The sequence below is a fragment of the Endozoicomonas sp. ALC013 genome (genome assembly GCF_049310205.1).
In the GTDB taxonomy this organism is placed as follows: domain Bacteria; phylum Pseudomonadota; class Gammaproteobacteria; order Pseudomonadales; family Endozoicomonadaceae; genus Endozoicomonas.
Genome location: NZ_JBLYNS010000023.1, coordinates 1 through 26,643, shown reverse-complemented (window position 1 = coordinate 26,643; position 26,643 = coordinate 1). Strand labels below are relative to the sequence as shown.

Here is a 26,643-nt window from a genome sequence, read left to right as displayed (position 1 = left end):
GGCAACTCTGTACACACTCTATAAGCACTTTGCACACATAACCGTTAGCCTGAAATATTACTCCTCCTGCTAAAAGTCATACCGCAGCCGGGCGATAAACCCATCGGACTTGAAGTTATCCATCCAGTCATGGCTGTAGTTGAACGACAGCGTCATATTACTATCCAACTCCATATCCACCGAAGCGGCAAACTGGAAGCGGTTATCGTCACGCTTGGCACCGTGTACGACAAAGCTATCGCCTCCGGCAGCATAGTGAGCGGTCATGGTCACCGGGTCATCCTTAAAGTCGTGGAAGGCCATCAGTTTGAAGGCTGGCTGGAATACCATATCATCCATGTAGATATCGCCCATTAACTTAACCCCGACACCAAGCTCTAAAATAGAGTAATTGTCATTTTTAACATTGTCGTATGCCAGGTGATTAAGAGCAGCGGATTCTGAATAATCATCAGTCTCTATACGGTAGTAGTTAAAGGCACCGAGTGGTTGCCAGCTCCAGTCATCATCCATGGGCATGGTATAGCCAGCTGTCAGGCTGATGCCCCAGCTTTTGGTGTCATAGCTAGCCTTAACTGCATTACCAACGACGGAGCGCCGTGCGTCATTATCACCAGAGGAGTAGCTGAGCTGGCCATCCAGGAACATCTCATCCTGGGTAAAGGCACCGTACAGGCTGAAAATATGATTTTTGGAATCCATGCTGCCGCCAGAGCCTTTACCACTGATATCTGTTTTAGCGTAGGTATAGGCCAGCCCCACATCGGTCATATCATCCAGTTCGGTATCCACCCCCAGGGTAAAGCCATTGGTTTTGGCATCAAAGCCAAAAACACCGTCATGTTCATCCTGGGTGGCATCGTTATAGGCATACTGAATCCAGAACCCGCCGGACTCCATCATATCGCCACTGCTGATGCCGGTGCGGATGCTGGTAGTGCGGGTCTCAATGGCTTTACCGGACATTCGCTGTGCGCCCTGGGCGGCACTGACGGCACTGGCGGTGTTATCCGGGGTGAGCTGTCTGGCAAGTTGGGCAGCCTGGTCGGAGGTTTTGGCAAGAGGGACCACAAATTTATTGAGGTTGTCATCGCTTTCGCTCACCGCCACTTTTTTGTTAGCGGCAACTTCCAGGGCTCTGACAGCAGAAGCGGGTGCCCCACCGGCTGTCGCCAGTTTACGGACATGGTTGACCATAGGTTCCCTGGCAACCACCATACGCTTGTTATCTTTACTATCCAGCATGGCGGTAAAGTGCTCATACTGCTCATTCTTAACATCCAGAGTAACGGCTCGTTTGATGGGGGCTTTGGAGATCATCAACTCTTCTTTATCTTTAATTTGTACTTCTTTCAGGTCCACAACCACCTTGGCATCAGGTTCAATTTCAATGCGATCTGCAACGACCACTGGTCGGTCGGGATTTGTACCGGGACCCATCTCCAAATCGCCAACCTGATGGTAAAGGTCGCCACCGTCATTGACTGTTTCGTGGATTTTCAGTTTACCGCCTTTAACAATATCTAATTTAACCTTACCTTTGATAGAGCCTTTTAACTCATCGGTACCGCTGATCATAATATCACTCACACCGGTGATATTGCCTTCTATCATACCGCCTGTTTGCTCAAGAGTTACTGTTGCGTTTTCGGATACCCCGGTGAAATCAATATTGCCCTTTATATTACCGCTGCTAGTCACTTTCAGTGTTTTAGATTCAGTTGGGTTAAAGGCAATCTTCAGCGATGATGGCGGCGCTACAGCATCAGCTTTTTTCGCCGCAACCTGAACATCTTTGCCAATCGTGGCAATCGTGCCAATGGCACCAACGCTAATTCCCTCCATAATATCAATGCTGGCCTTATCGCCGACCATGGTAACCGCTCCAGTTGCTGACCAGTCATTATCGGTAATTTTCAGATGATGAACCGCGTCGGCCGTTGTCAGTCTTGCACCCTTGGCCAGTTCCAGCGTATCGATCCCTTGTGCTGTTGTTAACGATACCGGGCGGCTCTGGGTATTTAACACCAGGCTTTGCTGCTTCACCAAATCGGCTTTTAAAGCCTTACCTACCCTGACTGATTTAAGGCTTTCTGCCTGAATGCGGTCAACATCAGTCACCAAACCCATCTGCCAATCATTGGATTTTATGTCAATGTTTTTCACATTGGTGATAGTGCCAACCACCGCAGCTTTATCGATGGTCAGTTTTTCTATTAGCCCGGACTCATCTGCACTGATCTGAATTGGGTTATCAGACTTGGCATTAATATTTAAAGTCTTTGGCTGGCCTGGCTTTTCTGCATCAGCCCCTACCAAAGAAATACCACTAATAACTGTCTGGTTCCCTGATGCCGGCTTTTTGGCAGTGATGCTTTGCACGCCACTCATAGCTGAGCGCAGTTCCCAATCGTCAGCGCTGTTGACTTCAATATTGTTAATAACAGGAGCTGATACTGTTAGCTTTGTACCACCCAATATATGCAATTGGTCGATTTTGCCAGCAGCAGCACCGGTCTTAGTGGTGGTAATCGCCAGTTCGTCAGACATTACCTGCAAAGAACCGGCTGCGTTGTCTTTGTCTGTAATAGCATTTATTACAACAGCGTTGCTATCACTGACATAAAGGTGGTTTACGGTACCGTCGGTGGTGAGTGCGCTGACTCCTTTGGCCAGGCCATTGACTTGCCAGCCAGCGATATCGCCAACAGTGATTTTGTCAACGGCGGCGAGGCCAAGTTTATTAACGCCGTCGCTTAAGTTGAGCTGTGAAGCACCGAGTATATGCAGGTTACCGATCTTGCCTTGAGCTCCGACAGTATCAGTAGCAATCGCCAGCTCTTTAGACATCACCTGCAAAGAACCGGTAGCGATGTCTTTGTCTTGAATGGCACTTGGTATAGCAGCGTTGCCATCGCGGACATAAAGATTGTTCACGGTACTTTTGGTGTTGACTGCGCTGACTGTGCTGGCATATCCGGTAACTTTCCAGCCAGTGGCATCTTTGCCTACAGTGATCTTGTCCACTACGGCGGGGCCAAACTTATTCACACCACTGCTTAAGCTGAGCTCTGTGGCACCGAGTATCTGCAGGTGGTCGATTTTTCCGTTAGCATCGGTGGCAATTGCCAGTTTGTCAGACTCCACCTTCAGTGAATTCAGCGATTCGGCAGCGTTGCCTTGAACATCACCTGCAGGTGCTGGTTTATTGGTAACTGAAAGGTCTGAGATGGCACTGGAGGTTTGCACCGTGCTTACCCCGGGTAACCATTCCTTCGCTGACCAGTCAGTACCGGTAATGTTCAGTTGTTTGACACCGTCAGCATTTCCCAGTCTTGCACCACTGGCCAGTTCCAGCGTTTTGATCCCTTTTGCGGTTATCGATACCGGATGGCTCAGGGTATTTAACACCAGGTTCTGCTGATTCACCGGGCCAGTGGTTAAATCCTTACCCAACTTGACCTGGGTAAACTCATGGGTTGGTGCCTGGATGGCACCAGCATCCGTAACCGAACCTACGTTCCAATTTTTAGCATTCTCGTCAATGTTAATGGTGGTAGCTCCCTGCAGTTTAACTGCTGCCAGGCTGGCACCATCATTGATCTTCAAAGTGTTAAGCTGGCCGCCTTTGGACACAGTAACCGGCAGCGGCTGGCCGCTGGCAGTGGTTACATTCAGGGTCTGGCCTGGTGCGGAGCGCTGCTCTGACTTTGATGGCCCGGCAACATTCAGTGCGGTTAATACCCCTTTATCAAGGACATTGACGCTGTTCAGGTTGCTGAACGTTCCAGATGCCGTCCAGTCCCCGGCATCGGCCTCTCCACCGGCTATGGCCAGAGAGCTGATGCTGTCAATATCTCCCTCTAAAATACCACCACGGATTACTAACTGGTCATTTTTACTGCTGTCATTCTTGAGTTCGGTAACCAGACCTTTAGCAATTTCAAAGGTCGTGGTGGGGCGGTCAGTAGAGCTGAAGTCGATGGAGTAGTGCGTATCGTCGGCGGTTTTCAGATAAAACGCTGTCGGCATGCTCGCAGTAGCAAATGGAATGTTAAGTGCTCCATCACTGTCTTCAGATCCTTTTTTGACAGCTTTGATTGTTGAATACTGGTCAATAGACGACAATTCAAGCATTTTCAGGTTGGCAGGAACAGAGTCAGGCATATAGCGGTATTCAATGCCGAAAAAGCCTGCAGGCATCTTATTCTTATCATCAGAAAATCCTACATCTCCCGTAAATACAAGGGTATCTTGTTTTGAGGGGTGACCGTTTATGTTGTCAAACGTCATGCTCTTAGTTGGCGTAAACTTGAGACTGGGGCGTTCGCTGGTATTAGCAAAATCAATTTTGGCAATCGCATCACCACCTGTAATGTGAAAGAAATCATCCGCCGGTTGGTCAAACGCTACGTTCAAGACACCCTTCGTCGAGCCAGAGCTGGCCCTGGAGGCGGGGCTACCGGGACCTTTTATGGTTATGGAGTTTGCCTTGACAGCATCATCAACAGTAATTAGAGAAGGGTTTTTTAACAAACCGACCTGCCAATCAGAATTAGGTGAATTGATCTTAATCTGTTTCACATTTGAGATAGTGCCAGCCGCGGCTGCATCACCGATGGTCAGAGTTTTTATTAGCCCGGACTCATCTGCGCTGATCTGAATGGAGTTGGGAGTATTAATATTTAAAGTCTTTGAAACGTTTTCTGGTGGCTTTGTCGCACCAGACCCTTGTAAAGTAATCGCACTAATAACTTCCTGGTTACCTGAATCCTCTCCTGATGCAGGCTTTTTGGCAGTGATGGATTTCATGCCACTCAGAGCTGAGAGCAATTTCCAATCGTCAGTGCTATTGACTTCAATATTGTTAATAACAAGATCTGTGCCTTTCAGCGTTGTACCACCCAATATATGCAACTTGTCAATTTTGCCGTCAGCGTCGCCGTTTTTATCAGTTTTGATATTCAGTTCGCCAGACTGCACCACCCGCAAAGAAGCAGTGTCTTCAATTGCACTCGCACTTAGCTTGTGGTCTTGGGTACCGACATAAAGATGCTTAATGGTACCTGTGGTTTCGACGTTACTAGCTTTGGCCAAACCCCTGACTTTCCAGCCATCGGTTTTGCCAACAATGATTTTATCAACCGAGGCGGGGCCGGGCTGGTCTTTCCCATCGCTGATATTGAGCTGTGCAGCACCGTGTATATGCAGGTTGTTGATTTTGCTCGCGGACTTATCGCTTGCATTTGCGACAATCGTCAGATTGTCAGATCCTGCCTTCAGTCGTCCGTCAGCTTTGTCAATGGCACTTAATTCTTTAGCTTTACTATCGTCGACGTGAAGATGTTCAATGGTGCTGGTGGCGGTAATTTTAGAGGCATTTTTTACCAAACCGGCCTGCCAATCAGTAGTAGCTGAATTTATTTCGATATTTTTCACATTGGAGATATCGCCAATCCCTGCTGCTTTACCGATGGTCAGTTTTTCTATTAGCCCGAGCTTATCTGCGGTGACCTGGGGAGAGGTTGCAGGGGACTTGGGAGCTACGATACTCAAAGTCTTTGCATCCTTAGTTAAATCTTTTGCATTGGCCCCCACCAAAGAAATAGCACTAATAACTGTTGGGACACTTGAAGCCCCTGATGCAGATGCAGGCATTTTGGCAGTGATTTTTTCAACGCCACTCAGATAAGGGAGCAGTTTCCAACTGTCAGCACTATTGACTTCTAAATTTTTAATAGCAACAGGGCCCGATCCTTGTAGCTCTGTGCCACCCAATATATGCAGATTGTCGATTTTGCCAGAACCGGTGGTAGCAATCTTCAGTGCGTCAGACCTGACCTGCAAAGAACCGACAGCACTTCTTTGATTGCCAACAGGTACATTAGCGCCGCTAACGTTGACAGAAAGATTGTTAACGGTGCTGTTAGTGACAGTAATTTCAGAGGCATTGTTTACCAAACCGACCTGCCAATCAGGATCAGCTGAAGCTGTAGCTATTTCGATATTTTTCACATTGGAGATATCGCCAATCCCTGCTTCTTTACCGATGGTCAGTTTTTCTATTAGCCCGAGCTTATCTGCAGTGATATTGGGGTGGTTTGTATCGGATTTGAGAGCTTTGATACTTAGAGTCTTTGCATCAGAATCATTTAAATTTGTTGCATCGGATCTCAAAGAAATAGCACTAATAAATGTTGGGACACTTGAAGCCCCTGATGCAGATGCAGGCATTTTGGCAGTGATGTTTTTAACGCCACTCAAAACAGGGAGCAGTTTCCAATCTTCAGCGCTATAGACTTGAATATTTTCAATAGCAGGGGCCGTTCCTGTTAGCTTTGTGGCACCCAATATATGCAGGTCGTTGATTTTGCCTTCAGCCCCGCTGGCGGTATCGGTAACAATCGCCAGCTGGTCAGACATTACCTGCAAAGAACCGACAGTGTTGTCTTTTTCTTTGTCTGTAATGGCACTTGGTACAGCAGCATTGCCTCGGACATAAAGATTGTTAATGGTACTGCGGGTGTTGACTGCGCTGACTCCTTTGGCCAGGCCGTTGACTTGCCAGCCAGCGGTATCGCCAACAGTGATTTGTTCAACTGCGGCGGGGCCAAATTCATTAACGCTGTCGCTTAAGTTTAGCTGTGTAGCGCCGAGTATATGCAGGTTCTCGATTTTGCTGTTAGGGTTTTTGGCGATGTCGGTAACAATCGCCAGTTTTTCAGAGATGACCTTGAGCGTATCACTCCCATTACTACCACCACTTGTCTCAGGGTTCTTATCATAAACATTAAGATTAATAATGCCGACGGTGTTGAGTTTGGTTACTCCGCTGGCAAAACCGTCAACATCCAAGTTATCGCCATCTGGTTTGCCAACTTCTTCGCCAACAATGATCTTGTCAACTGTGGCAAAGCCGGACTGATAATTTGCTTCGTCATCGCTTAGTGTGAGCTTGTTTTTAGCACTGAGTATGTGCAGGTTGCTGATTTTACCTTCGGCACCACCGCTTATATTGGTAGCGATTGTTAGACCGTCAGACTTAGATTTCACCCATAAAGAACCAGCAGCACTGACTGGCGTTTCGTTTTCGATGATATAGAGATTTTCAATGGTGCCAGTGGTTTTGACTACGCTTACATTTTCAGCCTTACCAGCGGTTGTCCAGGCAGCGGTAGGGCCAACATTGATTTGCCCGACCGAGGCGGAGCCAGAGGATGTTTCACCAAAGGTGAGCTGTTTAGCGCCCAGTATATGCAGGTGTTCTATTGTGCCAGGACTATTGGTGGTAATCTTCAGGTTTTCAGATCCTACCTTCAGCAAACCGGCAGCACTTTGAATACTGCTTAGTTCACTAGCCTCTTTATCATCGACGTAAAGTTTGCCAACGGTGCCGGTGGTGTTGACTTCGGTTACACCTTTAGCCACACCATCAACCTGCCAGCCAGCAGTGCCGCCAACAGTGATTGTGTCAACTGTAGCGGGGCCAGGCGACGAGCTGTTACCGTCGCTTAAGTTGAGATGTGTAGCATCGAGTATATGCAGATTTTTGACTTTGCTGTCAGCACCGCTGGCGGTATCGGTTTCAATCGCCAGAGTTTCAGATGCCATTTTAATTCTAAGGGTATCAGGATCAGCGCTCGTCACTAAGTCTGAATCTTTTTTACTGACATAAAGGTCTTCGATCGCGCTGTTGGTGTTCAACTTGTTTGCACCGGATACATGCCCCTGGGCTGTCCAGCCCGTGCCGGTGATATTGATAGTTTCAAAACCACTGATATTGTTCTTGATGCCGTCGCCAGTTTTTTTAATGTTCAGCTCATTGTCTTTCCCGGCATTGCCCTTTATATCCCCAGTAAACGTACCCTCATTGATATTAACGGTGACCTTTCCTGTTGCGGCTGATGCATCAATCGCCACGGCAGAGGCATGTAATCCCTTAACAGTAGATCCCGTATTAAAGGTAGCGGTAGCTGCTCCAGTGATTTCTATAGCTGCTGCAGAGCTCTCTATGCTGCCGGAGTTTATCAGCGTGCCACCCTCAATTTTAATAGCTGCTTTAGAATTAGAACCCTTTACCGTGCTGGAGTTTGTCAGCTCGCCGCCCTCAATGACAACGCCGGTGGTATCGTCCGCACCCGAAAATGCATCAATCTCACCGCCACCACCTATGGTTAATTTGTCAGCTTTTAATCGTACGCCCGTAGCATCTTTAACTACACTCACCTTTCCTTCATTAGTAATTGTATTATTGCCAGTTTTACTGACAATACTTGCATCCCCTGTTCCCTCTACCTTGATAGTGGCATTAGACGGGATTGTCAGTGTGCCACCGGTCATTGAAATGTTGCATGCTGACTGACTGCTACCCCCATCGCAAGTATCTTTTATCGTGATTATCCCGGCTGGCACAGTTTTTTCTTCATTACCACTGATTGGTACCGCTTGTTTAGGAGGCCAATCGTCTAAACCATCGGCATACGAGCCATTACTGCCAACCCATCCAGCCAGCACCGAACTGATAGCCAGGACCAGGGCCTTTTTGCCTGATGTAATAGACATACGACTCATTGCTTACACCTCAAATACCGGGGAAAGTTTGCAAAGCGTTCAATCACGGTTTAAAAAACGAAAAATGAATGACGAATGACTTATGTAAAAACGACGATTAGCGAACAAATGGATGGTGCACGGTAGAAAGTTAAGTAAGAGAGTAGTGGATAAACTACCAATTATATATATTGTTTATTTCAGGTCTTTCCTGTTTTCATAGTTTCAGGTAATAATTAAAAATCAGCTCTTTTTCGCTGATAATGCCTGCCAGCTCCGCATTGCGGCCGGTTAGTTGTTTTTCGGGTCTAACTTTGCCTGTGTCCGGCTCTTCGGGCAGGGTTTTCAGAAAATTTTCAACCAGCCTGGATAAGCTTTGCTGCTGGCTTGCGCCATATATTTTGGCTTGTCTGATGACTTCAGGGGTAACGGTTAGCGTCAGTTTGCTCATAAGGAATTGTCTTTTAATAAGTTCCCGATTTCCGTTCACCCTGAGTGCTGAGCTTGTCGAAGTATCGAAGGGTCGTGCCACCGAACTTCGACAAGCTCTGTCCGAACGGAGTCAGGCAATGAAAATAGGGAAGTTATTTCCAGGCAACTCCTAAGGCAACGATGTCAGAGGCGGTATCATTCGCTTGGCCAACCCTGTATTGTCACTTGAAAACGACCTCGATTGTCATCAATTGCAATATGGCTTCCCTGCATATAAAGGCAATATTCACAATTTGTAAACAAATCAACCCTATGCTAAAGTTCACAATAAGTAAATTTTGAGACCACTATGCACGTTATCTCCAGGAAGCCGTTTCACGACGCGGCCAAGAAATACCCTAACAATGCAGCTGCCATTGATGCCGCTTATAAAGCATTGCGAAACGGTGACTTTAGCAGCCCGCAAGCATTGAAGGCCCTGTTTCCAAGCCTGGATAATTTTAAATACAAGGACAAGTGGTGGATTATTGATATTGGTGGTAATAACCTGCGACTCATTGCCTTTATCGAATTTAGAGATAACCGAATGTACGTGAAGCATATTGTCCCTCATTCAGAGTACGACAAGTTATGCAAAAAGTACCTAAAGGAGGCCGGTTCATGAGATACGCCAATTTAAAAGAAAAGGCAGTGGACTTTTTTGCAGAGGCTCGTTTCATCAGTCGCATCCACAATGAGTCTGAGTATGAGCAAGCTCTGGAATTAATGGATGAACTGATTGAAGATTATGACCGATACCTGCCATTGATTGAGGTGCTTTCTATCGCTATTGAAAAATGGGAAAAAGAATCCGCAGAGTTTTCTGAGTTTAACCGACGCATCGAAGCACTTGATGATGGTGTCGCTATTCTTCGGACTTTGATGGATCAGTACCACTTAAAGGCAGATGATCTTAAAACCGAATTAGGCAGTAAAAGCCTGGTATCGATGATCTTAAACGGCTCAAGAAACCTGACCAGAGATCATATTCAGGCTCTGTCCGAGCGATTCAAGATTTCACCGTCTGTGTTTTTTCATAAAACCTGAGCGGTTTCCACAAGGCGTTACGTCAAAGTACGCCTTAAATTGTTTCTGGCTCCGAGTGCGGTAACATCATTTTTACCTCCTTCTCGCGATCTTTGAGGACAAGATTGCTCAACTTTATCCCAGACTGACGAGGTTTGCGGGGGCAGATTTTGATTGTGACAGGCGAAGCCTGAGAATGTTTGTCTGGCGGTTAATCAAGGAATGTTTCAGCGCCAATCAGGGGAAGTAGCTTCAGGATCGCTTCTTTATAAACGGCTGCATCTACATGACCAACCCGTTCAGCCCGGCGATGCTGCCAGTCCAGGGTACGAATCAGCCCCGGAATAGCGAAGGATGGCTCTATATCCAGGCCGCAAATCTCCACATTGGCGGGCCGTTTTTTACCCCGGGAGCTGATGGGAATACAAATGGCCTGGCCAATGGCCTTGTTATAGAGGCGCGAAGAGAGCACCAGTGCCGGTCGGCGCTTGCCAATTTCGCCCCCCTTGCCCGGATGGAAATCAAGCAGGACAATGTCACCCCTCTCGGGTATGTAAACCCCGGAACTTGAGGAGGCCATCAAAAGTCCTCCTCACCTGGCCGTGTATCTTCCAGCCAGTCGCTGACTTTATTGTCTGCCAGGGTCTCCTTCAGGCTGGCGACCAGCTCCTGTTCTGAATAAGGGAGCGGACCGGCGGGCACCTTGCGGCGGATAAACAACCCATCGGCATGGATCTCAACCTCAACCCCCATACCTTCTTCAAAACCGGGAATATCCCGCATCGGTCCGCTGATCCGCAGGGCCAGGCCGTTGCCCCAGCGTTTGATGGTGGATTCTGTTCGCATTGTCCCTCCATATCTGCTGTGTAAATATACCAGTGTATACGATGTAGATACTTTGGCAAGGTAGAGGTTTCCCGGCAAATAGTAACTTTGCTGGGGGGGGGGTGCGTTTTGGGGAGTGGATTTTAATAGGCGTTGGCTGTTGGCCGAAAGAGACAGGCTGCTTGTGCTTTTGCGGGGAGTGACCTTCACAAATTTCAGGTAAATGCAGAACTTGTTTCGTGGCAATTGCCAAGGGGGGGCGGAGTCACAGGGTTTACACCCTCGTTCCCATGCTCTGCGTGGGAACGAGTCCACAGGAGCATAACCATTCTTTCTATAGCCTCTGATTCTCAGAGACTATGGTAAAATCTGATTCCTTAATTGAGCTGCTGGCCTGCATCAGGCACCTGTTTTTTGTCGTTCATAGACTTCGACCCGGAGTTGCTCTCTGGCCTCAAAGAGCGACTCTTTGAGGGTTTCTATCTGCTCTTGCTGATCCTCCTGACTTAAACCTTCTGCTGACAGGATATGATTTCTCTGAACCAGGTACTGGTCGATCCGGGACTGCCAGACAGCCCGGTCTTTTTCCAGCTGCTCAAAACGCTCTGCTGCCTCGTAGCCAAACATCTCTATTTTGAGGGATCGAATTTCACTTTCGTCAGCTCCGGCCTGCTTTAAATCCGCTGTTCTGCGATGTAATTCATCAATGATCTGAACCTCCCTTCTGGCTTCGATCATTTCCTGTGGGGCACTTGCGTCAATCTGCTCAAGTTGATACTGCTTTTCCTGATCGCTGAGGGAGCCATCGTTCAATACGTTCATTTTGGCAAAGGTATATTGATCGTATCGTTCTTCCTTGCCATAGAAAGCTTCACGGACCTCTCTGGTCAAATAGATGGATTTCAGTCGGTCGATGTCTGAAAATTGCGCTTCTAGCAAAGAAAGATAGAGCGTTTTATCAAATTCGATACCATCCGCCGCTAATGCCTGAAGAGAGGGAGAGCGTTCCAGCTTCAACCGGTACAAGGCGAGTTTTAAGTCGATATAACTGTTCAGAATCGCCCTGGCCTCAGACAGTGCCGGTTCAGTCAGTGAGTTCGTCAGGTATTCATTGATTCTGCCAAGAATGGTTTCAATCGGTTCCTCTTCTACGGCAGAGAGAAAGTAGTCGAAGATCTGCCTGATATCACTGGCAATGATCAGGTGTCCATTATCGTCTACAGCCAGACGTCCCATAACCTTGGTGTCTTGAAGTGTATCGGGCAAGGTTCCGAAGCTGGACATATAAACCGCTGAACTATTTGATGATGTCTTTTCCAGAGCATTGGGTGAGGACTGGTCAGAGATAACAGGTTGGGCTGCCTCAGGCTGACTATCTGTTTCAGCGATTTGTTTATAGACGATTACGCCAATACAAAACAAGAAACAGATAAAACAGGATATTTTGAGTTGTCTGCGTCGTGATGCTTTCATGAATTATCTGCCTGTACCGTTTGGAGAAGACCTTTCATAGACCTTCTCCAACTGATGACACCTTGCTTTTATAAGCCTGCTGTTTTCAAGCGTACAGCGTGGTTTTCATAAAGGGTAACCGGATCGGTTTCAAAAAGATGGTGAATACCAAAAAGATGATTGATAGCATCCAAATGATTCAGGCTGTAATCAGTGCCAATGACTTTACCCCAGTGCTGACTGCATTGGCCGACCAGGCCATCATCATTGTTGCCGCTGATGCCTGTGCTGGTCAGCATCAGGAAGGCGTCTGAAATATCAAAAACGTTGGTTGCGGCATCATTGCCTCCCCAGGAGTAATAATGCACTCCATTCACTTCCTGGGCACCCTGGCCACAAGATGAGGATGGCATGCCGTCGGGAAACTTTTTGTTGAACTCTGCCGCACCGGCTGTCGTCAAGAATGTGATCGAGTCCAGGGCATCCTGCGGATTCTCAGGGTTGCCAGCAAGAAAGTCGGTTATTTGACCCATCAGCTCAAGAGCCTGAGCTATAAAAGCTTCTGTGTTCCCACCCATCGGAACCAGGCCCCGGGCCACATCGGCAAACTCCGAGCCAAAGTTGACGGCGTTTATGGTGGTTACAGAGGCTACTAGGTCAGGCCTGACACCCGCTGCGTAACGGATAGTGGGTCCACCAAGGCTGTGCCCTGTCAAATTGAATTTTTCGGCACCGGTGGCGGCTTGTAAATCTTCCAGATAGGTCACAAGCTGCTCTCCCCTGACATAGGCGTCTTCCCAGGCAGAGAGGTTGGGGCTGTAGACTTCGGCACCTCTCTCCTTGAGAGCATTGTGAACACCGTAAAAGTAATCAATGCCCAGAATGGAGTCGAACCCGGCCACACCATGCACCAGAACAATAGGGTATTTGGTTTTGTAGGCGTCACAGTCTTGCCAGAACATACAGGCTGCATTGGCCTGTGTGCTCAATAGAACGCTAAATGTCAGTGCTGTCCAGAGGATTTTTTTTATTATTGTGTCTGTCATGTCAATCTCAAATTTAGTTGTCATTGTATAATGGGCTAAACCTCTTATATCCCGTGAATATTAATGCCAAACTCAATCCTATTAATCAATAAGCCAATGACGAAATCATGCATTCTCTTTGGTTTTGAAAAGCATATTGTCTTTTTTATCAAGCGCTTGATCCAAGTTCTGAAATTCAAATTTTTGCGTTCTGTTTTTTGAGCGTTTTTCTTACATACATTATGTTTTTATTCGAACTGAACCGGTTGTCTGACGACAGGCTTTATATTGCCATAGAGTTTTACTATCGAAATGGTTGCGGGATTGTAAACACTTCGGCAAGGCAGAGGCTCCCCGGCAAACAGCAACATTGCCGGAAAGCAAAGCTTTTATTGTGCTTTTTGGACAGTGGATTTTAATAGGCACTGCCAACTGCCCACTGCGTCAGACTTTTTTTCTCTGCAATTGCTGCCCCACTCGCGCCAGTTGCTGCACAGGAATCGGCAACTGTTCCAGCTCCAGGCTATCCAGCAGGTTTTTTACTCCAAGCCCCAGCTCAGTGTCACCCTCAATCATCAGGCTGCGTTGAAAGAACAGGGTATCCGGGTCTTCCTGTCGGCCGGCCAGTTTCAGGAAAGATTTGCTGTCTCCCCGGAATTCAACATCAAAGTGTCGTGGGCCGGTAGCGGTCAGCTGACTGCCATCGAAACTGATAAAGAAGCTGATGTCGAGATCGGTAATATGGATTTTCAGGCAGCGATTTTCCAGAAAATCAAAATCGCCTTCTTCTATTGGCGTATGGAAGATGTGGTTGATGGCTTTGGTCAGCGGCTTGTTCACCATGGCTGATGGCAACAGCCTGACCGGCAGGCCCAGTAACTCAATACCTGGTTTTTTGAATCTCTCCCGCAGGTTAATACCGGGCAGAGGAGGTCTAATAGATGACAGCAGACTCAATGACAGCTCCTTCTCATATTGCTCACTTTTTCAAATTTCTCAATGGTGGCCCGGTCCAGCAAGTACAGCTCATCCAGTATGCGCAGTTGCAGGGAGCCAGGGCCGGGGCAATCCATACTGGCCAGTTCGCCGGCAATGCCAAGACAGGTAAGGCCGGATACGGCCGCAATCAGTGGTGTATCGCAGACCGCAAGAAATGCGCCGATGATGGCAGTTGCCGTACAACCGGTGCCGGTTACTCTGGCCATCATAGGGTGGCCATTATTGATTTTGTAGACGTCGTAGCCATCGGTCACATAATCGGTAGCACCGGTTACCGCGATAATCAGGTGATGTTCACGGGCCTTTTCCTGAATAAATTCCAGGGTAGACTCACTGCTAGTGCTGCTGTCGACGCCTTTGCCCTCATTGGCACCGGTAAACAGGGCTTTGATCTCGGAGGCGTTGCCCCGTACGACGGATGGCTTGTTGGCCAGCAACTGTTTATTGCCTGTCAGCCGGAAGGGTGTTGCCCCGACACCGACCGGGTCGAGAATCCAGGGCTTTTCAAGTTGTAATGCCGTTTCTGTGGCCAGAAGCATACTTTGCAGACTGGAGCCGGTCAGCGTTCCAGTATTGATCAGCAGGCTGCCGGTAATGCTCACCATATCAGCGACTTCTTCAATGGCATGGGCCATGATCGGCGATGCACCAATGGCCAGCAGGGCATTGGCTGTGGTGTTGGTGACCACATCGTTGGTGATGTTGTGAACCAGCGGCTGCTTTTCTCTCACTTCTTTGAGTGAATGAATCATTTGTTCTTGCATAGGAAAGGCCTTTTTATCCATGCTCAATAATAATGATGTCTGGCGGACAGTGCATTGACACGTGTCACGGTCTTGTCTCCTGACAAATGATTTCAAGAGTAGATCATTTGTTATCAGGTTGGTTGTTGTTGGCAACTATTCCTGTTTAAAAGAGATATCTTGAAATTATATTCTGCAAATTATCTAAATATGGATTTATTGGCTATTGTTTTTTGTCGTATCTAGCTATATTTTTTACCGCCTGAATACTACCGTTTTAGTTCAGTTTTCTGCTTATCAGTTATCCCGTCAGATCTCAGTTTTTACCTATGGAAGGGGCTTCAGAACCTTCTCCTGAACAGACTGATGGATTCTATTTTATTTCAAAAGAATTGACCGGTTCTTCCTTCACAGAATCGGTGCAGGGATTTTTTTGTGCTTTTTCTGCCCGATCAGGGCTTTTTGTTTCAGGAGCGAGGGAGATGGTTTTTAATCGGGATATGTTGGCGGATACTTTTGCCATGATTACCTTTGGTATTGTGGTTGGCATGAGTGTTGAACTGCTGGCAGGGCTGAGTTTTGAACAGTCACTGCAATCCCGTCTGATGAGTGTTCCCGTTAACCTGTTAACGGCAAGAGCTTATGGACTTTACCGTGACTGGCTGATTCGTCGTGGCCGGTTTATCGGCAATGGGTTTATGCAAATGACGCTGCTGGATGCCCTGGCGTTTCTGTCGTTTCAGATTCCGCTGTATGCCTTGCTGTTATTGTCGACAGGTGTCAATCTGGAGCAGTTGCTGGTTGCCTGTGCAGGGCAGATAGGAGCGATGCTGATTATGGGGCGGCCATACGGAATCTATTTGCAGCTCTGTCGCAACTGGTTCAAGCCTGTCACAATTCCTGCTGTATAAAAATTCTTCAGTTTTTCATGAATAAAGCCCTGATTCGTAAGCGATTTTCGAATCAGGGCTTTTTATTTTCCTGTCCTGGCGTTATAGTTATTTTCCGAAATGAGTCGACATGGTTTTATGTATTTGTCGACGCACTCTGGCATTAATAATGCCTTAATAACATAACCTCCATGCACTCATGTCACCCATGAGTCCGGCCTGAACTTCTATTCAATTTGTGACGGCTGTTATGGGGGATAAGCTGTATCACGTATCGTCTGTATCTGTCGTAAGTCAAACTGCGCTGCCCTCTGTGGGGGGACCATTGTTATCCCATATACGACAGCGTATTTGCATCATGGCTTGCGAGTTTCAGAAGCTGAGGTTCACCTTCTGACGTTCGGGACTGAGCATTACAAGGGGGAAGCATGTCCTTACTGGAAGTAGAAGGGCTGCGCATTGAGTTTCCATCTCGTCATGGCACTGCTGTAGCTGTTAAAGGGGTTTCATTTACCCTCGAAAAGGGGGAGATACTGGGCCTTGTCGGTGAGTCCGGTGCCGGTAAATCCACCGTTGGTAATGCGGTCATTGACTTGCTGAGCCCTCCCGGTGTGGTGGCTGGTGGTAATATCAAGCTGGATGGCCAGGCCATCAGTGGTCTCAGTGGCGAAGCCATTCGCCGGATCCGTGGTCGTCGTATCGGGTTTATTTTTCAGGACCCAATGACGTCTCTTAACCCGATTCTGACCATTGAAACTCAGATGGTGGAAACCATCATGGTCAATCTGGGGCTTGATAAAGCTGCGGCCTATAAAAAGTCAATAGAACTGCTGACCTCGGTCGGCATTTCAGAGCCGGAAGTCCGTATCAGGCAGTACCCTCACCAGTTTTCCGGCGGTATGCGACAGCGTGTTGTTATTGCCATTGCCCTGTCCGGCGACCCTGAGCTGATTATTGCCGATGAACCCACCACGGCACTCGATGTCTCTATTCAGAATCAGATTCTCGAATTGATCCGCAAACTCTGTAAAGAGCGGGACGTTGGCTGCCTGCTGGTCACCCACGATATGGGGGTTATTGCCAATGTGACGGATCGTGTCGCTGTTATGTATATGGGTGACCTGGTGGAACTGGGTTCCACCGAACAGATTCTACGTCGCCCGGAACACCCTTATACCCAAAGCCTGATCAGTGCCGTGCCCAGAACCGATATTAAACTGCACCGCTTTCCCAGGGTTGAGTACATCGAAAAAGAACAGGGGCGTCATATTGATGTGAAGAATCACTGGCTGGGGCAGAAAGAGCAGCTTTCTGAATTGAATGCAGAGATGAGCGACCGTGCCCTGCTGACCGTGAAAGACGTTAACCTTCGTTTTGAAACCCAGTCTGCGTTCCTGAAAAAAAATCGCCGTTACGTTCAGGCATCCAACCAGGTGTCTTTTGAGGTGCGCGCCGGTGAAACCTTTGGTCTGGTGGGGGAGTCCGGTTCCGGTAAGTCAACGATTGCCCGGATTATCGCCGGTCTTTATCCACCAGACTCCGGATTGATTGAGTTTGCCGGTCAGGATATTACCCGGCTGACTGAAAAGCAGCGTAAGCCATTTCGCCGTCAGATTCAGATGGTGTTTCAAAATCCCTATTCCAGCATGAATGCTCGAATGACGGTGCAGGACATCATTGCCGAGCCCATTCGTTTTCATCAACTGGCCGAATCTGAACGTCAGATCAATAGTATCGTGGCGGATCTGCTGGATCACGTTGGCCTTGGTCGTGGGGCCGGGGTCAAGTATCCCCATGAATTTTCCGGCGGCCAGCGTCAGCGCATCTCCATTGCCAGGGCATTGGCAACCCGCCCGAGATTCCTGATCTGTGACGAGCCGACCTCGGCGTTGGACGTATCGGTACAGGCTCAGATTCTCAACCTGTTAAAAGACCTTCAGGAGGAGCTTGGCCTGACCATGCTGTTTATCAGCCACGATCTGCCGGTTATTCTGCAGATGTGTGACCGCATTGGTGTGATGAAGATGGGAACACTGGTTGAAGTGGGGGACACCGATCGGATTTTCAGTGATCCTCACCATGAGTACACCCGACATCTGATCAATATGATGCCAAGGGTTGAGCATCTGTCCCGCAGTGGGTTGGATATTGAAGCCAGTGTTGCTGCGCATTCTTAGGTATAGTTCTTGAGTAATTTTAAAAAGTGAAACACCTGTAATGGGGGAATGATGAAAAAAACCATGAAGCTCTCTATTAAGAGACCTATAAAAAGACTGGCCGGAGCCATTCTGGCAGCATCATTGGCGGTAGGGGCCCAGGCCGCTACTTTAAAAATGGCCTACGATTCCGATCCGGTATCTCTGGACCCGCATGAGCAGCTGTCCGGTGCCACGCTGCAGTTGTCGCACCTGGTATTTGATCCACTGGTTCGCTGGGATGACAACCTTCAGTTTGAGCCTCGTCTGGCAGAAAAGTGGCAGCGTATTGATGACAGGACCATGCGCTTTACCCTGCGTAAAGGCGTTAAATTCCACAGCGGTAATGCACTGACGTCTGCCGACGTTCAATGGACTTTTCAGCGACTGGCCAGCAGTCCGGATTTCAAAGCGGTGTTCGAGCCTTTTGCCGCCGTGAAGGTCATTGACGACCATACCTTTGATCTGGTGACCAAAGAGGCATTCCCCCTGGTATTGAACTCTGCCACCTATATCTTCCCGATGGACAGCAAGTTCTATGCAGGTCTGGATAGCACAGGTCAGGAGAAGTCTTTGCTGAAGAAGCACGGCGATACCTATGCCTCTAAAAATGCTTCTGGTACCGGGCCGTTTATTGTGACCGAGCGTGAGCAGGGCGTGCGTGTCGATTTCCAACGGTTTGCTGGTTACTGGGATAAGCAATCGCCGGGTAATGTGGATGAAATTGTGCTTACCCCCATTAAAGAAGGTCCAACCCGTGTAGCCGCTCTGCTGTCCGGTGATGTGGACTTTATCTTCCCTGTGCCGCCTAACGATCATGAGCGTATCAAGCGGTCTGGCAATACGGATCTGGTGACCCTTGGTGGCACCCGTATCATCAGTTTCCAGTTGAATCAGGAGCGGGTTCCCGCGTTCAAAGACAAGCGTGTTCGTCAGGCCATTAACTATGCCATCAACAATGACGGCATCGTTAAAAAAATCATGAAAGGTTTTGCGACACCTGCCGGTCAGCAGGGGCCAAAAGGCTACGCCGGTTATGTTGATGATCTGCAGCCACGTTATGACCTGAAAAAGGCCAGGCAGCTGATGAAAGACGCCGGTTATGAAGATGGTTTCGCCATCACCATGATGGCTCCCAATAACCGTTATGTGAACGATGCCAGGATCGCTCAGGCGGTGGCTTCCATGCTGTCAAAAATCAACATTAAAGTGGATCTGAAAACCCTGCCAAAAGCGCAGTACTGGCCAGAGTTTGATGAGCGTTCTGCGGATATGATGATGATTGGCTGGCACTCCGATACGGAAGATTCCGCCAACTTTACCGAGTACCTCACAGCCTGTGCCGATTCGGTTTCCGGCTGGGGACAGTACAACTCCGGCAATTACTGCAATGAGGCGGTAGACGCGCTGGTTAAGAAGGCTGGCTCTGAAACCGATCCAACCGTACGGGCACAGATTCTGCAGGACGTTGAGCGTACCCTCTATGAGGAAGCAGCCTTTGTTCCCCTGCACTGGCAGAACCTTGCCTGGGGTGCCAGCAAGAACGTGGCCGCCAAAGACGTGGTTAACGTGATGAACTTCCCTTATCTGGGCGACCTGGTGATTAAGGAGTAATCACCTAGAACACCTTTATCTGAAGGACGACAGCAGTCATTTTACTTCCTGTGAAGTGACTGCGGTCAGCACCGGTTATTAGTTATCCGGTGCATCGACTATTGGCATCGCAGGCTATGGGCATCGATATTTATGCTGTTATTTTTAATGCGTAGGCTTATGCAGGGGCTGATAGTGATGTTTGTCATCAGTATTATCAGCTTTTCCATACAGGACAATCTTGGGGATCCACTCCGGGAGCTGGTAGGGCAATCGGTGTCAGAAGCCGAACGTGAAAAGTTGCGTGACGAGATGGGGTTAAACGACCCGTTCCTCACTCAATACACAAGATTTATGGGTAACGCGTTACAGGGCGACCTGGGGGACTCTTATTTTTTTAAAGCACCGGCGCTGGACGTTATCCTGGCCAAAATGCCTGCCACCCTTGAGCTGGTGTTTGCCGCGAGTTTGATCATTATTCTGGTGTCTATTCCCGCTGGAGTGTATTGCGCCATTCGACCCAACAGCTGGTTTACCCGGTTAATTCTCGGGTTCAGTATTCTCGGTATTTCTGTTCCTGTTTTTCTGACCGCTATTTTCAGTATTTACCTGTTCTCTATTGAGCTGGGCTGGCTGCCATCTTATGGCCGTGGTGAGCTGGTGCCGGTTATCGGTGGCTGGGAGAGTGGCCTGTTTACTCAAGATGGCCTGTTGCATCTGATTCTGCCTGCCATCTCGCTGGCCAGCATTATGCTGCCACTGTTTATCCGACTGATTCGCTCTGAAATGTCAGAAGTGCTGCATACCGAGTATGTCAAGTTTGCCAGAGCGAAAGGGTTGAAAAAGGCACGTATCTACTTCCTCCATGCCCTGAAGAACACCATGCTGCCGGTGATTACCGTTGGCGGTGTGCAGATAGGAACCATGGTCGCTTATACCATTCTTACGGAGACTGTCTTCCAGTGGCCGGGCATGGGCTTTCTGTTTCTGGAAGCGGTCAACCGGGTGGATACGCCGCTGATTGTTGCTTACCTGATCGTTGTGGGTGCCATTTTTGTGGTGGTGAATACGCTGGTGGATCTGCTGTACGGCCTGATTAATCCCACCGTCAGACTGGCGAGGAGTGCCCAATGAGTGAAATGATGTCGAACGCGCCGGTCGATCAGGAATCTACTGCGGCCAATATAGCGCCAGGGCGCTGGGAGCGTTTCAGGAACTCTACCTTCTGGTACAGCTTCACCCGTGACAAGGTGGCCATGGTCTGTGCCCTGATTTTCGCGCTGTTTGTCGGGGCTGCGCTGCTGGCTCCCATCCTGGCACCCACCAATCCCTACGATCTTTCCACCATTGATATTATGGATTCGGAAATTGCCCCGGTGTGGTCAGCAGAGGGGGATGAACGTTTTCTGCTGGGCACCGACGACCAGGGTCGTGATCTGTTCAGCACCATTCTCTATGGTATGCGCATCTCATTGGCGATCGGTCTGTTTGCGGTGTTGCTGCAGGCTTTTCTGGGGATTGTTCTGGGCCTGACCGCCGGTTACTTTGGTGGTCGAATCGATAGTTTTCTGATGCGGGTTGCGGATATTCAGCTGTCGTTCTCTACCATGATGGTGGCGATTATCGTGCTGGCGGTTTTCCAGGCCTCTTTTGGTTCGGAACTCTACAGTAAGCTGGCCATGTTAATGCTGATACTGGTGATTGGTATTGCCGAATGGCCTCAATATGCCCGTACGGTTCGGGCATCGGTATTGGCAGAAAAGAAGAAGGAGTATGTGGAGGCGGCCAGGGTTATGGGCTTTGGTGCCGGGCGCATTATGTTTCGACATATCCTGCCAAACTCACTGTCGCCTATTCTGGTGATCTCGACGGTGCAGATTGCCAATGCGATTATCAGTGAGGCTGCGTTGTCGTTCCTGGGTCTTGGTATGCCGGTATCCCAGCCCTCTCTGGGGTCTCTGATCTCCAGTGGTTTTGAGTATATCTTCTCTGGCAGCTGGTGGATTACGGTTATTCCCGGGATTGTGCTGGTGGTGCTGGTGTTGGTGCTCAACCTTCTGGGGGACTGGCTCCGGGATGTGTTGAATCCAAAACTGTATAAGGGCTAGCACATCATTTCGATGAATTTGGTGTGTATAATCTCCGCTCACCCTGAGCGTCCTTCGACCCAGCTCAGGATGCACGGTCGAAGGGTGATTGGCACAGTATTCAGGGTATGGAGTTTACGCCTTTCGACTCCGCTCAAGACGAACGGAGTTTGGAGGTCAATAAAGGAACCCGTCAATGACTCCCAAACTCCGTTCGTCCCGGACGGAGTTGCAGGGCGACCATCTGAACAACTTCTATTCGCCGCTTTGTTGATCTGAGTTAACACTACCGACTTATAAGTTGGTTATTATCTACGCAAATATTGGTTTTATAATTACTCACGTATTTAGATATGTCCCGTATAGCGTTGTTGCACCAGGGGTGTGAAGGCCAGACCCGAAAAATTACCGAAAGAATCGGCTACTGCCTGGCCCAGGCTGGTCATGAGACGTTTGTCAGCTCTATTACTGATCTGAACGACGGCTTCTCACTTCGGTCTTATGATGGTGTTATTCTTGGTTGTTCGATTCGTTATGGCAAACACCATAAAGCGTGTTACCAGTTTATCAGGCAATACAGTGACCAGCTGGCAACCATTCCGGGTTACTTTTTTTCCGTCAATCTGACCGCCCGCAAGCCTGAACGACGGGACCCTCATAACAACCGTTACCTGCAGAAATTCCTGAAACAGAGTTCATGGACTCCGGACCGGGTGGAAGTGTTTGCCGGTGCTTTGCTGTATACCCGATATCGCTGGATTGATAAACAGATGATCCGCTTGATTATGAAGCTGACCGGGGGGCCTGTTGATGTTACCAGGAATACCGAGTTTACCGATTGGATGCGGGTTAAGGCATTTGCCGAACAGTTAAACCGGGACTTTCAGAAAATAAGCCGCCCAATGGCGGCTGAAGCTTATAAAAGTACCGTGATTGAAAACCTTCAGTTCCCGGAATGATTAAATCCAAAATGATGTCCTGAGGCTTTTATTCGTTAAATTTGGACAATTCCTGACTGAGTTGCTGTGTGAGCCATGGCTTCTCCGGCAGTGGTGCATCCAGACGGGGGGCATCCAGGGTTGCCGCATGATAGATGTCCCTTGGTAGATGAACCACGCTGAGAGCAAGAGCTATGGCAGCAGATGCCAGAGTGGCAACTGCGCCAATGCCAAGCCCGAGAACGGCACCGGTACGGATGCCTGCCTCTTTGCCAACATAGGCACCAGCGGCAACAATATAGGGGTTAAAAGAAAAAGTCAGCAAGTCTAATATCTGAGGAATCAGAGCCACAGTAAATCCTGCTGTAGCACCGACTGCCGCACCGGCACCCATGCCCAAAAACATGCCTGCGGAGCCACTGAACATCATGGCCGTTAAGATTCGGTTTCTGACCGCCTTGAATGGATAAACCAGCCGGTCTTTTAAACTTGGCTTTGCCAAAAAGTCAGTGCCCGACATACTTTTCTGGGTAGCTGAAGTAGTTGATGGCTTTGTGGTCTTCCTTTGCCCGAAGCGCCCTCCGTTGATCATGTCAGTTTGGAAGTCAGTAAGAAAGGTGGTCTTTTGTTGATTGCCAGTAGTAGCAGTAGCAGTTCCAGTTCCAAACATAGATACACTCCATTATCCGTAGTTTCTTCAATACAATCCGGTGTATTGGGCGTTTTGTTCAAGTTATGGGAGTAATTTATAACGAGCTGAGCCAAAAGTTCATAACACTGTGTTTAGTATTACTGACAATACTGCTGATTCTTATTTTTGCAATGGTAGGGGGTATATAACTTATTGATATTAATATCTTATTTCTCTAAAAATAAGTTATTGCCATTTAAGGCTGTTTTGTTATGTGCCAATTTTGTTAAACATCATAATGTCGATAATGATTACCAGGCAGGATGATAAAAGGAGAACGTTTAAATGCATCTCGTTACAGGTTTTTTTCTTCTGGTGTTTTCTCTGATGGTCAGTGCAGACGGTCTGCAGAGCCAGCTGACACCCGGAGGTATTTTGGTCGGTCAGGCAGCACCGGGGAGTCGGATTGTTTATGACAACCAGGAAGTCAGAGTAGCGAAAGATGGGCGCTTTATTCTAGGCTTTGGTCGTGATGCAGAACTGAAGCAGTCCTATACAGAGCATTTTGCCAGTGGCGAACTGAAGACGTTTAATTTAATCCTTAAGCCACGGAAATATGATATTCAGCGGTTGACCGGGATTGCCAGAAAATATGTATCACCGGATGAGCGGGTGCTATCCCGTATCCGCAGAGAAGCTCAACAGGTGCGTGCAGCCAGAGTGCCTGATACCGATCAGGCGGATTTTTTTAACGGCTTTGACTGGCCGGTAAAAGGTCGCATCAGTGGCGTTTATGGCAGCCAGCGCGTGTATAACGGTCAACCGGGGCGGCCACACTACGGCCTGGATATCGCCGTACCCACAGGCACACCGGTAGTGGCACCGGCTGATGGGGTTGTGCGACTGGTGGACCCGGATCTCTACTATTCCGGCGGCACCATCATTATTGATCATGGCCACGGTATTTTTTCCAGCTTTCTCCATCTCAGCAAAGTCTCTGTGAAAAGTGGGGCGGCTATCAAACGAGGGCAGACTATCGGTGAAGTGGGTGCCACAGGCCGGGTTACCGGTGCCCATCTTGACTGGCGCTATAACTGGTTTGATAAGCGGCTTGACCCTGCACTGTTAACCCTTGGGGATCAGTAAATCCATCAGACCCTGCGGTATGTTATGATCCCTGCCAGGGAGGACATAATCATGACATTCTTTGGTAAAGACCCTGATAAACAGCAACTTCCAACTGAAGAAAAAGCCCTGCCGGGCAGGGAAGACGTGATGCCGGTCCCGGCCCGGCATTATGTCAATGGACAGCCATTGAGGCCGCCATTTCCCGAAGGCTTGCAGACCATCTACCTGGGGCTTGGCTGTTTCTGGGGAGCAGAGCGATTGTTCTGGCAACTGCCCGGTGTTTATACAACGGCGGTTGGCTATGCAGGTGGTTACACACCCAATCCTACTTATGAAGAGGTCTGCACCGGAGCAACCGGGCATACAGAAATGGTGATGGTGGTTTACGATCCTGAAAAGGTAACGACACAGGCTTTATTAGCATGTTTCTGGGAATCCCATGACCCAACCCAGGGAATGAGGCAGGGTAACGACGTGGGAACTCAGTATCGTTCAGCCATTTATACCACCACGGATGAACAGGCCGTATTGGCTGAAAGCTCAAGGAGTGAATTCTCAACGTCTTTGCAACAGCAGGGCTATCCGGACATTACCACAGAAATTCGTGGGGCTCCGCCGTTTTACTACGCAGAAGAATACCATCAGCAATATCTGGCCAGGAATCCCGGCGGTTACTGTGGTCTGAAAGGTACGGGTGTTTGTCTTGGTTAACTACTTAAGTAGCCGCTAAAGATTTTCACCCAGACAAAAAAACGGGCAACCAAGAGATAGATCAGGTTGCCCGGACGCAGTTTGCTGAATGGATTGAAACAGGAGCTTCATGAACAGGTAACCATGTGTTACCTAATCCATGCCTACTAAGATAGACAGCCATTGTTGATTCCTCCCTGCGTATTGCTACCTGTTTTTTTGCGATTTTTACCTAGTTTATTGGTCGAGGAAAGACGGCAGTCTCGCTTCCGTTATAACTCTCGTCATAAGCCTCCTATATTTTATTTCTGATCAGATCCCTGATCAGGAAGCGGGAGGGGTGAATCGCTTCCAGCAGTTTTGCAGGCATTGATAGACCGACAGTACTATCGGGCTCACCGGTGATCATGGTGGCCAGAATCTCACCGGCAACAGGGCAGGAGATTATTCCCCTGGAGCCGTGTCCGGCGGTCACGTACAGGCCTTCCAGATATTCAGGGCAGACGTCAATGGTCAACTTGCTGTTTTTTCTGAGGGGTGCATAAGCGGCAACAAAGTGCTTAAGGTCAACGATTGGACCCACCACGGGCAGGTAATCCGGTGTTGTGCAGCGGAACCCTGTGCGTCCGCCGGTCACTTGTGCATCAGTTCCACCGAGTGCCTGATACATGGCAGGGAAATACCCGGCCTGCATGGCCAGGTTTTCCAGGTGGTCGGCTTCTCGAACTTCTGTACCTTTGTCGTTAAAACTGAACGTTGCGCCCAGGGTGTGATAGCCATCGACAGCGGGGGCTATATAGCCTTCTCCGCAGACACAGGAGGCCAGTTTGTCACTTTCGGTGGTTGCTCTGGCCTGAGTAATCTGGCCACGGATGGCTTTAAGTGGCAGGTAGTTAAACTGTGACAACTGATGACTGGCCGCTCCCCGGGCAATGATCACGGTTTTACTGTGCAACCTGTCGCCATCGGTTTTCACCAGCCAGCCCTGCTCAACGGGTTCGATCGTATTCACCGTCGTGCTGGTGACCACCCGAATGTTTGGGTGATCGGCCAAAGCCTGACAGAGTGCGGGTGGGTGCACCCAGCCTGCCTGGGGAAAGTAGAGGCCGGGATAGTGAATACCCAATCCGGCGATATCGCTCAGTTGCGCTTCCGTCAGGTATTGCAGCAGAGCATTCGGATGTTGTTTATCCAGGGCCTGGTATCGTTGATCCGTTTTGGCATCAATGGCTAACTGGATAACACCGCACTGCTGCCACTGTTCAATTTCCAGTGCTTTTAGCGTATCCAGGGTGAATTGATAACCTTTAAGGATGAACTGGCTGAGCGGCGTGTTATCGGCAGAAAGTTTGGCATAGAGAACACCCTGCGGATTACCCGATGCTTCGCTGGCCAGGGCC

General features: G+C 48.8%; 20 protein-coding genes and 1 pseudogene. 10 read left to right on the top strand and 11 right to left on the bottom strand.

The features are described from left to right. Positions 1-69 precede the first annotated feature (69 nt). On the bottom strand, positions 70-8,571 hold the full coding sequence (locus ACO6V1_RS06865) for an autotransporter domain-containing protein (RefSeq protein ID WP_422466279.1): 8,502 nt from the start codon (positions 8,569-8,571) through the stop codon (positions 70-72). A gap of 196 nt (positions 8,572-8,767) precedes the next feature. Further along, complete coding sequence (locus ACO6V1_RS06860; RefSeq protein ID WP_422445885.1) at positions 8,768-9,001, bottom strand: DUF6364 family protein; 234 nt, start codon at positions 8,999-9,001, stop codon at positions 8,768-8,770. A 330-nt stretch (positions 9,002-9,331) separates the two neighbouring features. Here ACO6V1_RS06860 and ACO6V1_RS06855 point away from each other — a divergent pair, with 330 nt between their 5' ends. Both ACO6V1_RS06855 and ACO6V1_RS06850 read left to right on the top strand, forming a co-directional pair. Beyond that, on the top strand, positions 9,332-9,646 hold the full coding sequence (locus ACO6V1_RS06855) for a type II toxin-antitoxin system HigB family toxin (protein ID WP_422445884.1): 315 nt from the start codon (positions 9,332-9,334) through the stop codon (positions 9,644-9,646). Next, positions 9,643-10,068, top strand: a complete 426-nt coding sequence (locus ACO6V1_RS06850) for a helix-turn-helix domain-containing protein (RefSeq protein WP_422461695.1) — start codon at positions 9,643-9,645, stop codon at positions 10,066-10,068. Before ACO6V1_RS06855 ends, ACO6V1_RS06850 begins: the two co-directional genes overlap by 4 nt. Positions 10,069-10,258: 190 nt before the next feature. On the opposite strand, the gene ACO6V1_RS06845 is transcribed toward ACO6V1_RS06850, so the two are convergent. The 7 genes and pseudogenes from ACO6V1_RS06845 to thiM all read right to left on the bottom strand — a co-directional run bounded on the left by ACO6V1_RS06845 (position 10,259) and on the right by thiM (position 15,112). Next, on the bottom strand, positions 10,259-10,627 hold the full coding sequence (locus tag ACO6V1_RS06845; protein WP_422445880.1) for a type II toxin-antitoxin system PemK/MazF family toxin: 369 nt from the start codon (positions 10,625-10,627) through the stop codon (positions 10,259-10,261). After that, entirely contained in the window at positions 10,627-10,893 is a 267-nt protein-coding gene (locus ACO6V1_RS06840; protein WP_422445878.1) for a hypothetical protein, read from the bottom strand. Before ACO6V1_RS06840 ends, ACO6V1_RS06845 begins: the two co-directional genes overlap by 1 nt. Positions 10,894-11,271: 378 nt before the next feature. Then, the gene (locus tag ACO6V1_RS06835; RefSeq protein WP_422445876.1) at positions 11,272-12,345 is read right to left on the bottom strand and encodes a lipase secretion chaperone; all 1,074 of its coding nucleotides are present in this window, start codon (positions 12,343-12,345) and stop codon (positions 11,272-11,274) included. 68 nt (positions 12,346-12,413) lie between these two features. After that, positions 12,414-13,370: an esterase/lipase family protein gene (locus tag ACO6V1_RS06830; RefSeq protein WP_422445874.1), complete on the bottom strand. Its 957-nt coding sequence runs from the start codon at positions 13,368-13,370 to the stop codon at positions 12,414-12,416. 44 nt (positions 13,371-13,414) lie between these two features. Continuing rightward, a pseudogene (locus tag ACO6V1_RS06825) lies at positions 13,415-13,585 on the bottom strand (IS1 family transposase); the annotation flags it as partial. 208 nt (positions 13,586-13,793) lie between these two features. After that, complete coding sequence (gene ubiT / locus ACO6V1_RS06820) at positions 13,794-14,306, bottom strand: ubiquinone anaerobic biosynthesis accessory factor UbiT (protein WP_422445872.1); 513 nt, start codon at positions 14,304-14,306, stop codon at positions 13,794-13,796. Continuing rightward, positions 14,303-15,112: a hydroxyethylthiazole kinase gene (gene thiM, locus ACO6V1_RS06815; RefSeq protein WP_422445870.1), complete on the bottom strand. Its 810-nt coding sequence runs from the start codon at positions 15,110-15,112 to the stop codon at positions 14,303-14,305. Before thiM ends, ubiT begins: the two co-directional genes overlap by 4 nt. 461 nt (positions 15,113-15,573) lie before the next feature. On the opposite strand from thiM, the gene alaE reads away from it, so the two are divergent. The 6 genes from alaE (at position 15,574) to hemG (ending at position 22,815) form a co-directional block, all read left to right on the top strand. After that, complete coding sequence (alaE, locus tag ACO6V1_RS06810; RefSeq protein ID WP_163369906.1) at positions 15,574-16,002, top strand: L-alanine exporter AlaE; 429 nt, start codon at positions 15,574-15,576, stop codon at positions 16,000-16,002. Positions 16,003-16,409: 407 nt separating this feature from the next. After that, positions 16,410-18,158 (top strand): dipeptide ABC transporter ATP-binding protein, encoded by a 1,749-nt coding sequence (locus tag ACO6V1_RS06805; RefSeq protein ID WP_422466277.1) that lies wholly within the window; start codon positions 16,410-16,412, stop codon positions 18,156-18,158. A 63-nt stretch (positions 18,159-18,221) separates the two neighbouring features. Then, complete coding sequence (locus tag ACO6V1_RS06800; protein ID WP_422466275.1) at positions 18,222-19,790, top strand: ABC transporter substrate-binding protein; 1,569 nt, start codon at positions 18,222-18,224, stop codon at positions 19,788-19,790. A gap of 132 nt (positions 19,791-19,922) precedes the next feature. Then, a complete protein-coding gene (locus ACO6V1_RS06795) occupies positions 19,923-20,903 on the top strand; it encodes an ABC transporter permease (protein WP_101747624.1) in 981 nt (326 codons plus the stop codon). 5 nt (positions 20,904-20,908) lie between these two features. Further along, positions 20,909-21,877, top strand: coding sequence for an ABC transporter permease (locus tag ACO6V1_RS06790; RefSeq protein WP_422466306.1), 969 nt, complete (start codon positions 20,909-20,911; stop codon positions 21,875-21,877). A gap of 332 nt (positions 21,878-22,209) precedes the next feature. Next, positions 22,210-22,815, top strand: coding sequence for a menaquinone-dependent protoporphyrinogen IX dehydrogenase (gene hemG, locus ACO6V1_RS06785; protein WP_422466273.1), 606 nt, complete (start codon positions 22,210-22,212; stop codon positions 22,813-22,815). Between the two features lie 28 nt (positions 22,816-22,843). Here hemG and ACO6V1_RS06780 read toward each other — a convergent pair whose 3' ends face one another. Continuing rightward, positions 22,844-23,464, bottom strand: coding sequence for a hypothetical protein (locus tag ACO6V1_RS06780; RefSeq protein ID WP_422445860.1), 621 nt, complete (start codon positions 23,462-23,464; stop codon positions 22,844-22,846). A gap of 306 nt (positions 23,465-23,770) precedes the next feature. Between ACO6V1_RS06780 and ACO6V1_RS06775 the strand changes: the two genes are divergently transcribed. Both ACO6V1_RS06775 and msrA read left to right on the top strand, forming a co-directional pair. Then, positions 23,771-24,571, top strand: coding sequence for a M23 family metallopeptidase (locus tag ACO6V1_RS06775; RefSeq protein WP_422461687.1), 801 nt, complete (start codon positions 23,771-23,773; stop codon positions 24,569-24,571). Positions 24,572-24,622: 51 nt separating this feature from the next. Further along, positions 24,623-25,264, top strand: a complete 642-nt coding sequence (msrA, locus tag ACO6V1_RS06770; RefSeq protein ID WP_422445856.1) for a peptide-methionine (S)-S-oxide reductase MsrA — start codon at positions 24,623-24,625, stop codon at positions 25,262-25,264. Positions 25,265-25,538: 274 nt separating this feature from the next. Here msrA and mnmC read toward each other — a convergent pair. Beyond that, on the bottom strand, positions 25,539-26,643 hold a 1,105-nt coding region (gene mnmC / locus ACO6V1_RS06765; protein ID WP_422466271.1), incomplete at its 5' end, for an FAD-dependent 5-carboxymethylaminomethyl-2-thiouridine(34) oxidoreductase MnmC.

Bases quoted from the DNA above. Each gene is read 5' to 3' on its own strand.
- ACO6V1_RS06865 (WP_422466279.1), bottom strand. From the start codon at position 8,571: ATGAGTCGTATGTCTATTACATCAGGCAAAAAGGCCCTGGTCCTGGCT.
- ACO6V1_RS06860 (WP_422445885.1), bottom strand. From the start codon at position 9,001: ATGAGCAAACTGACGCTAACCGTTACCCCTGAAGTCATCAGACAAGCC.
- ACO6V1_RS06855 (WP_422445884.1), top strand. From the start codon at position 9,332: ATGCACGTTATCTCCAGGAAGCCGTTTCACGACGCGGCCAAGAAATAC.
- ACO6V1_RS06850 (WP_422461695.1), top strand. From the start codon at position 9,643: ATGAGATACGCCAATTTAAAAGAAAAGGCAGTGGACTTTTTTGCAGAG.
- ACO6V1_RS06845 (WP_422445880.1), bottom strand. From the start codon at position 10,627: ATGGCCTCCTCAAGTTCCGGGGTTTACATACCCGAGAGGGGTGACATT.
- ACO6V1_RS06840 (WP_422445878.1), bottom strand. From the start codon at position 10,893: ATGCGAACAGAATCCACCATCAAACGCTGGGGCAACGGCCTGGCCCTG.
- ACO6V1_RS06835 (WP_422445876.1), bottom strand. From the start codon at position 12,345: ATGAAAGCATCACGACGCAGACAACTCAAAATATCCTGTTTTATCTGT.
- ACO6V1_RS06830 (WP_422445874.1), bottom strand. From the start codon at position 13,370: ATGACAGACACAATAATAAAAAAAATCCTCTGGACAGCACTGACATTT.
- thiM (WP_422445870.1), bottom strand. From the start codon at position 15,112: ATGCAAGAACAAATGATTCATTCACTCAAAGAAGTGAGAGAAAAGCAG.
- alaE (WP_163369906.1), top strand. From the start codon at position 15,574: ATGGTTTTTAATCGGGATATGTTGGCGGATACTTTTGCCATGATTACC.
- ACO6V1_RS06805 (WP_422466277.1), top strand. From the start codon at position 16,410: ATGTCCTTACTGGAAGTAGAAGGGCTGCGCATTGAGTTTCCATCTCGT.
- ACO6V1_RS06800 (WP_422466275.1), top strand. From the start codon at position 18,222: ATGAAGCTCTCTATTAAGAGACCTATAAAAAGACTGGCCGGAGCCATT.
- ACO6V1_RS06795 (WP_101747624.1), top strand. From the start codon at position 19,923: ATGCTGTTATTTTTAATGCGTAGGCTTATGCAGGGGCTGATAGTGATG.
- ACO6V1_RS06790 (WP_422466306.1), top strand. From the start codon at position 20,909: ATGATGTCGAACGCGCCGGTCGATCAGGAATCTACTGCGGCCAATATA.
- hemG (WP_422466273.1), top strand. From the start codon at position 22,210: ATGTCCCGTATAGCGTTGTTGCACCAGGGGTGTGAAGGCCAGACCCGA.
- ACO6V1_RS06780 (WP_422445860.1), bottom strand. From the start codon at position 23,464: ATGTTTGGAACTGGAACTGCTACTGCTACTACTGGCAATCAACAAAAG.
- ACO6V1_RS06775 (WP_422461687.1), top strand. From the start codon at position 23,771: ATGCATCTCGTTACAGGTTTTTTTCTTCTGGTGTTTTCTCTGATGGTC.
- msrA (WP_422445856.1), top strand. From the start codon at position 24,623: ATGACATTCTTTGGTAAAGACCCTGATAAACAGCAACTTCCAACTGAA.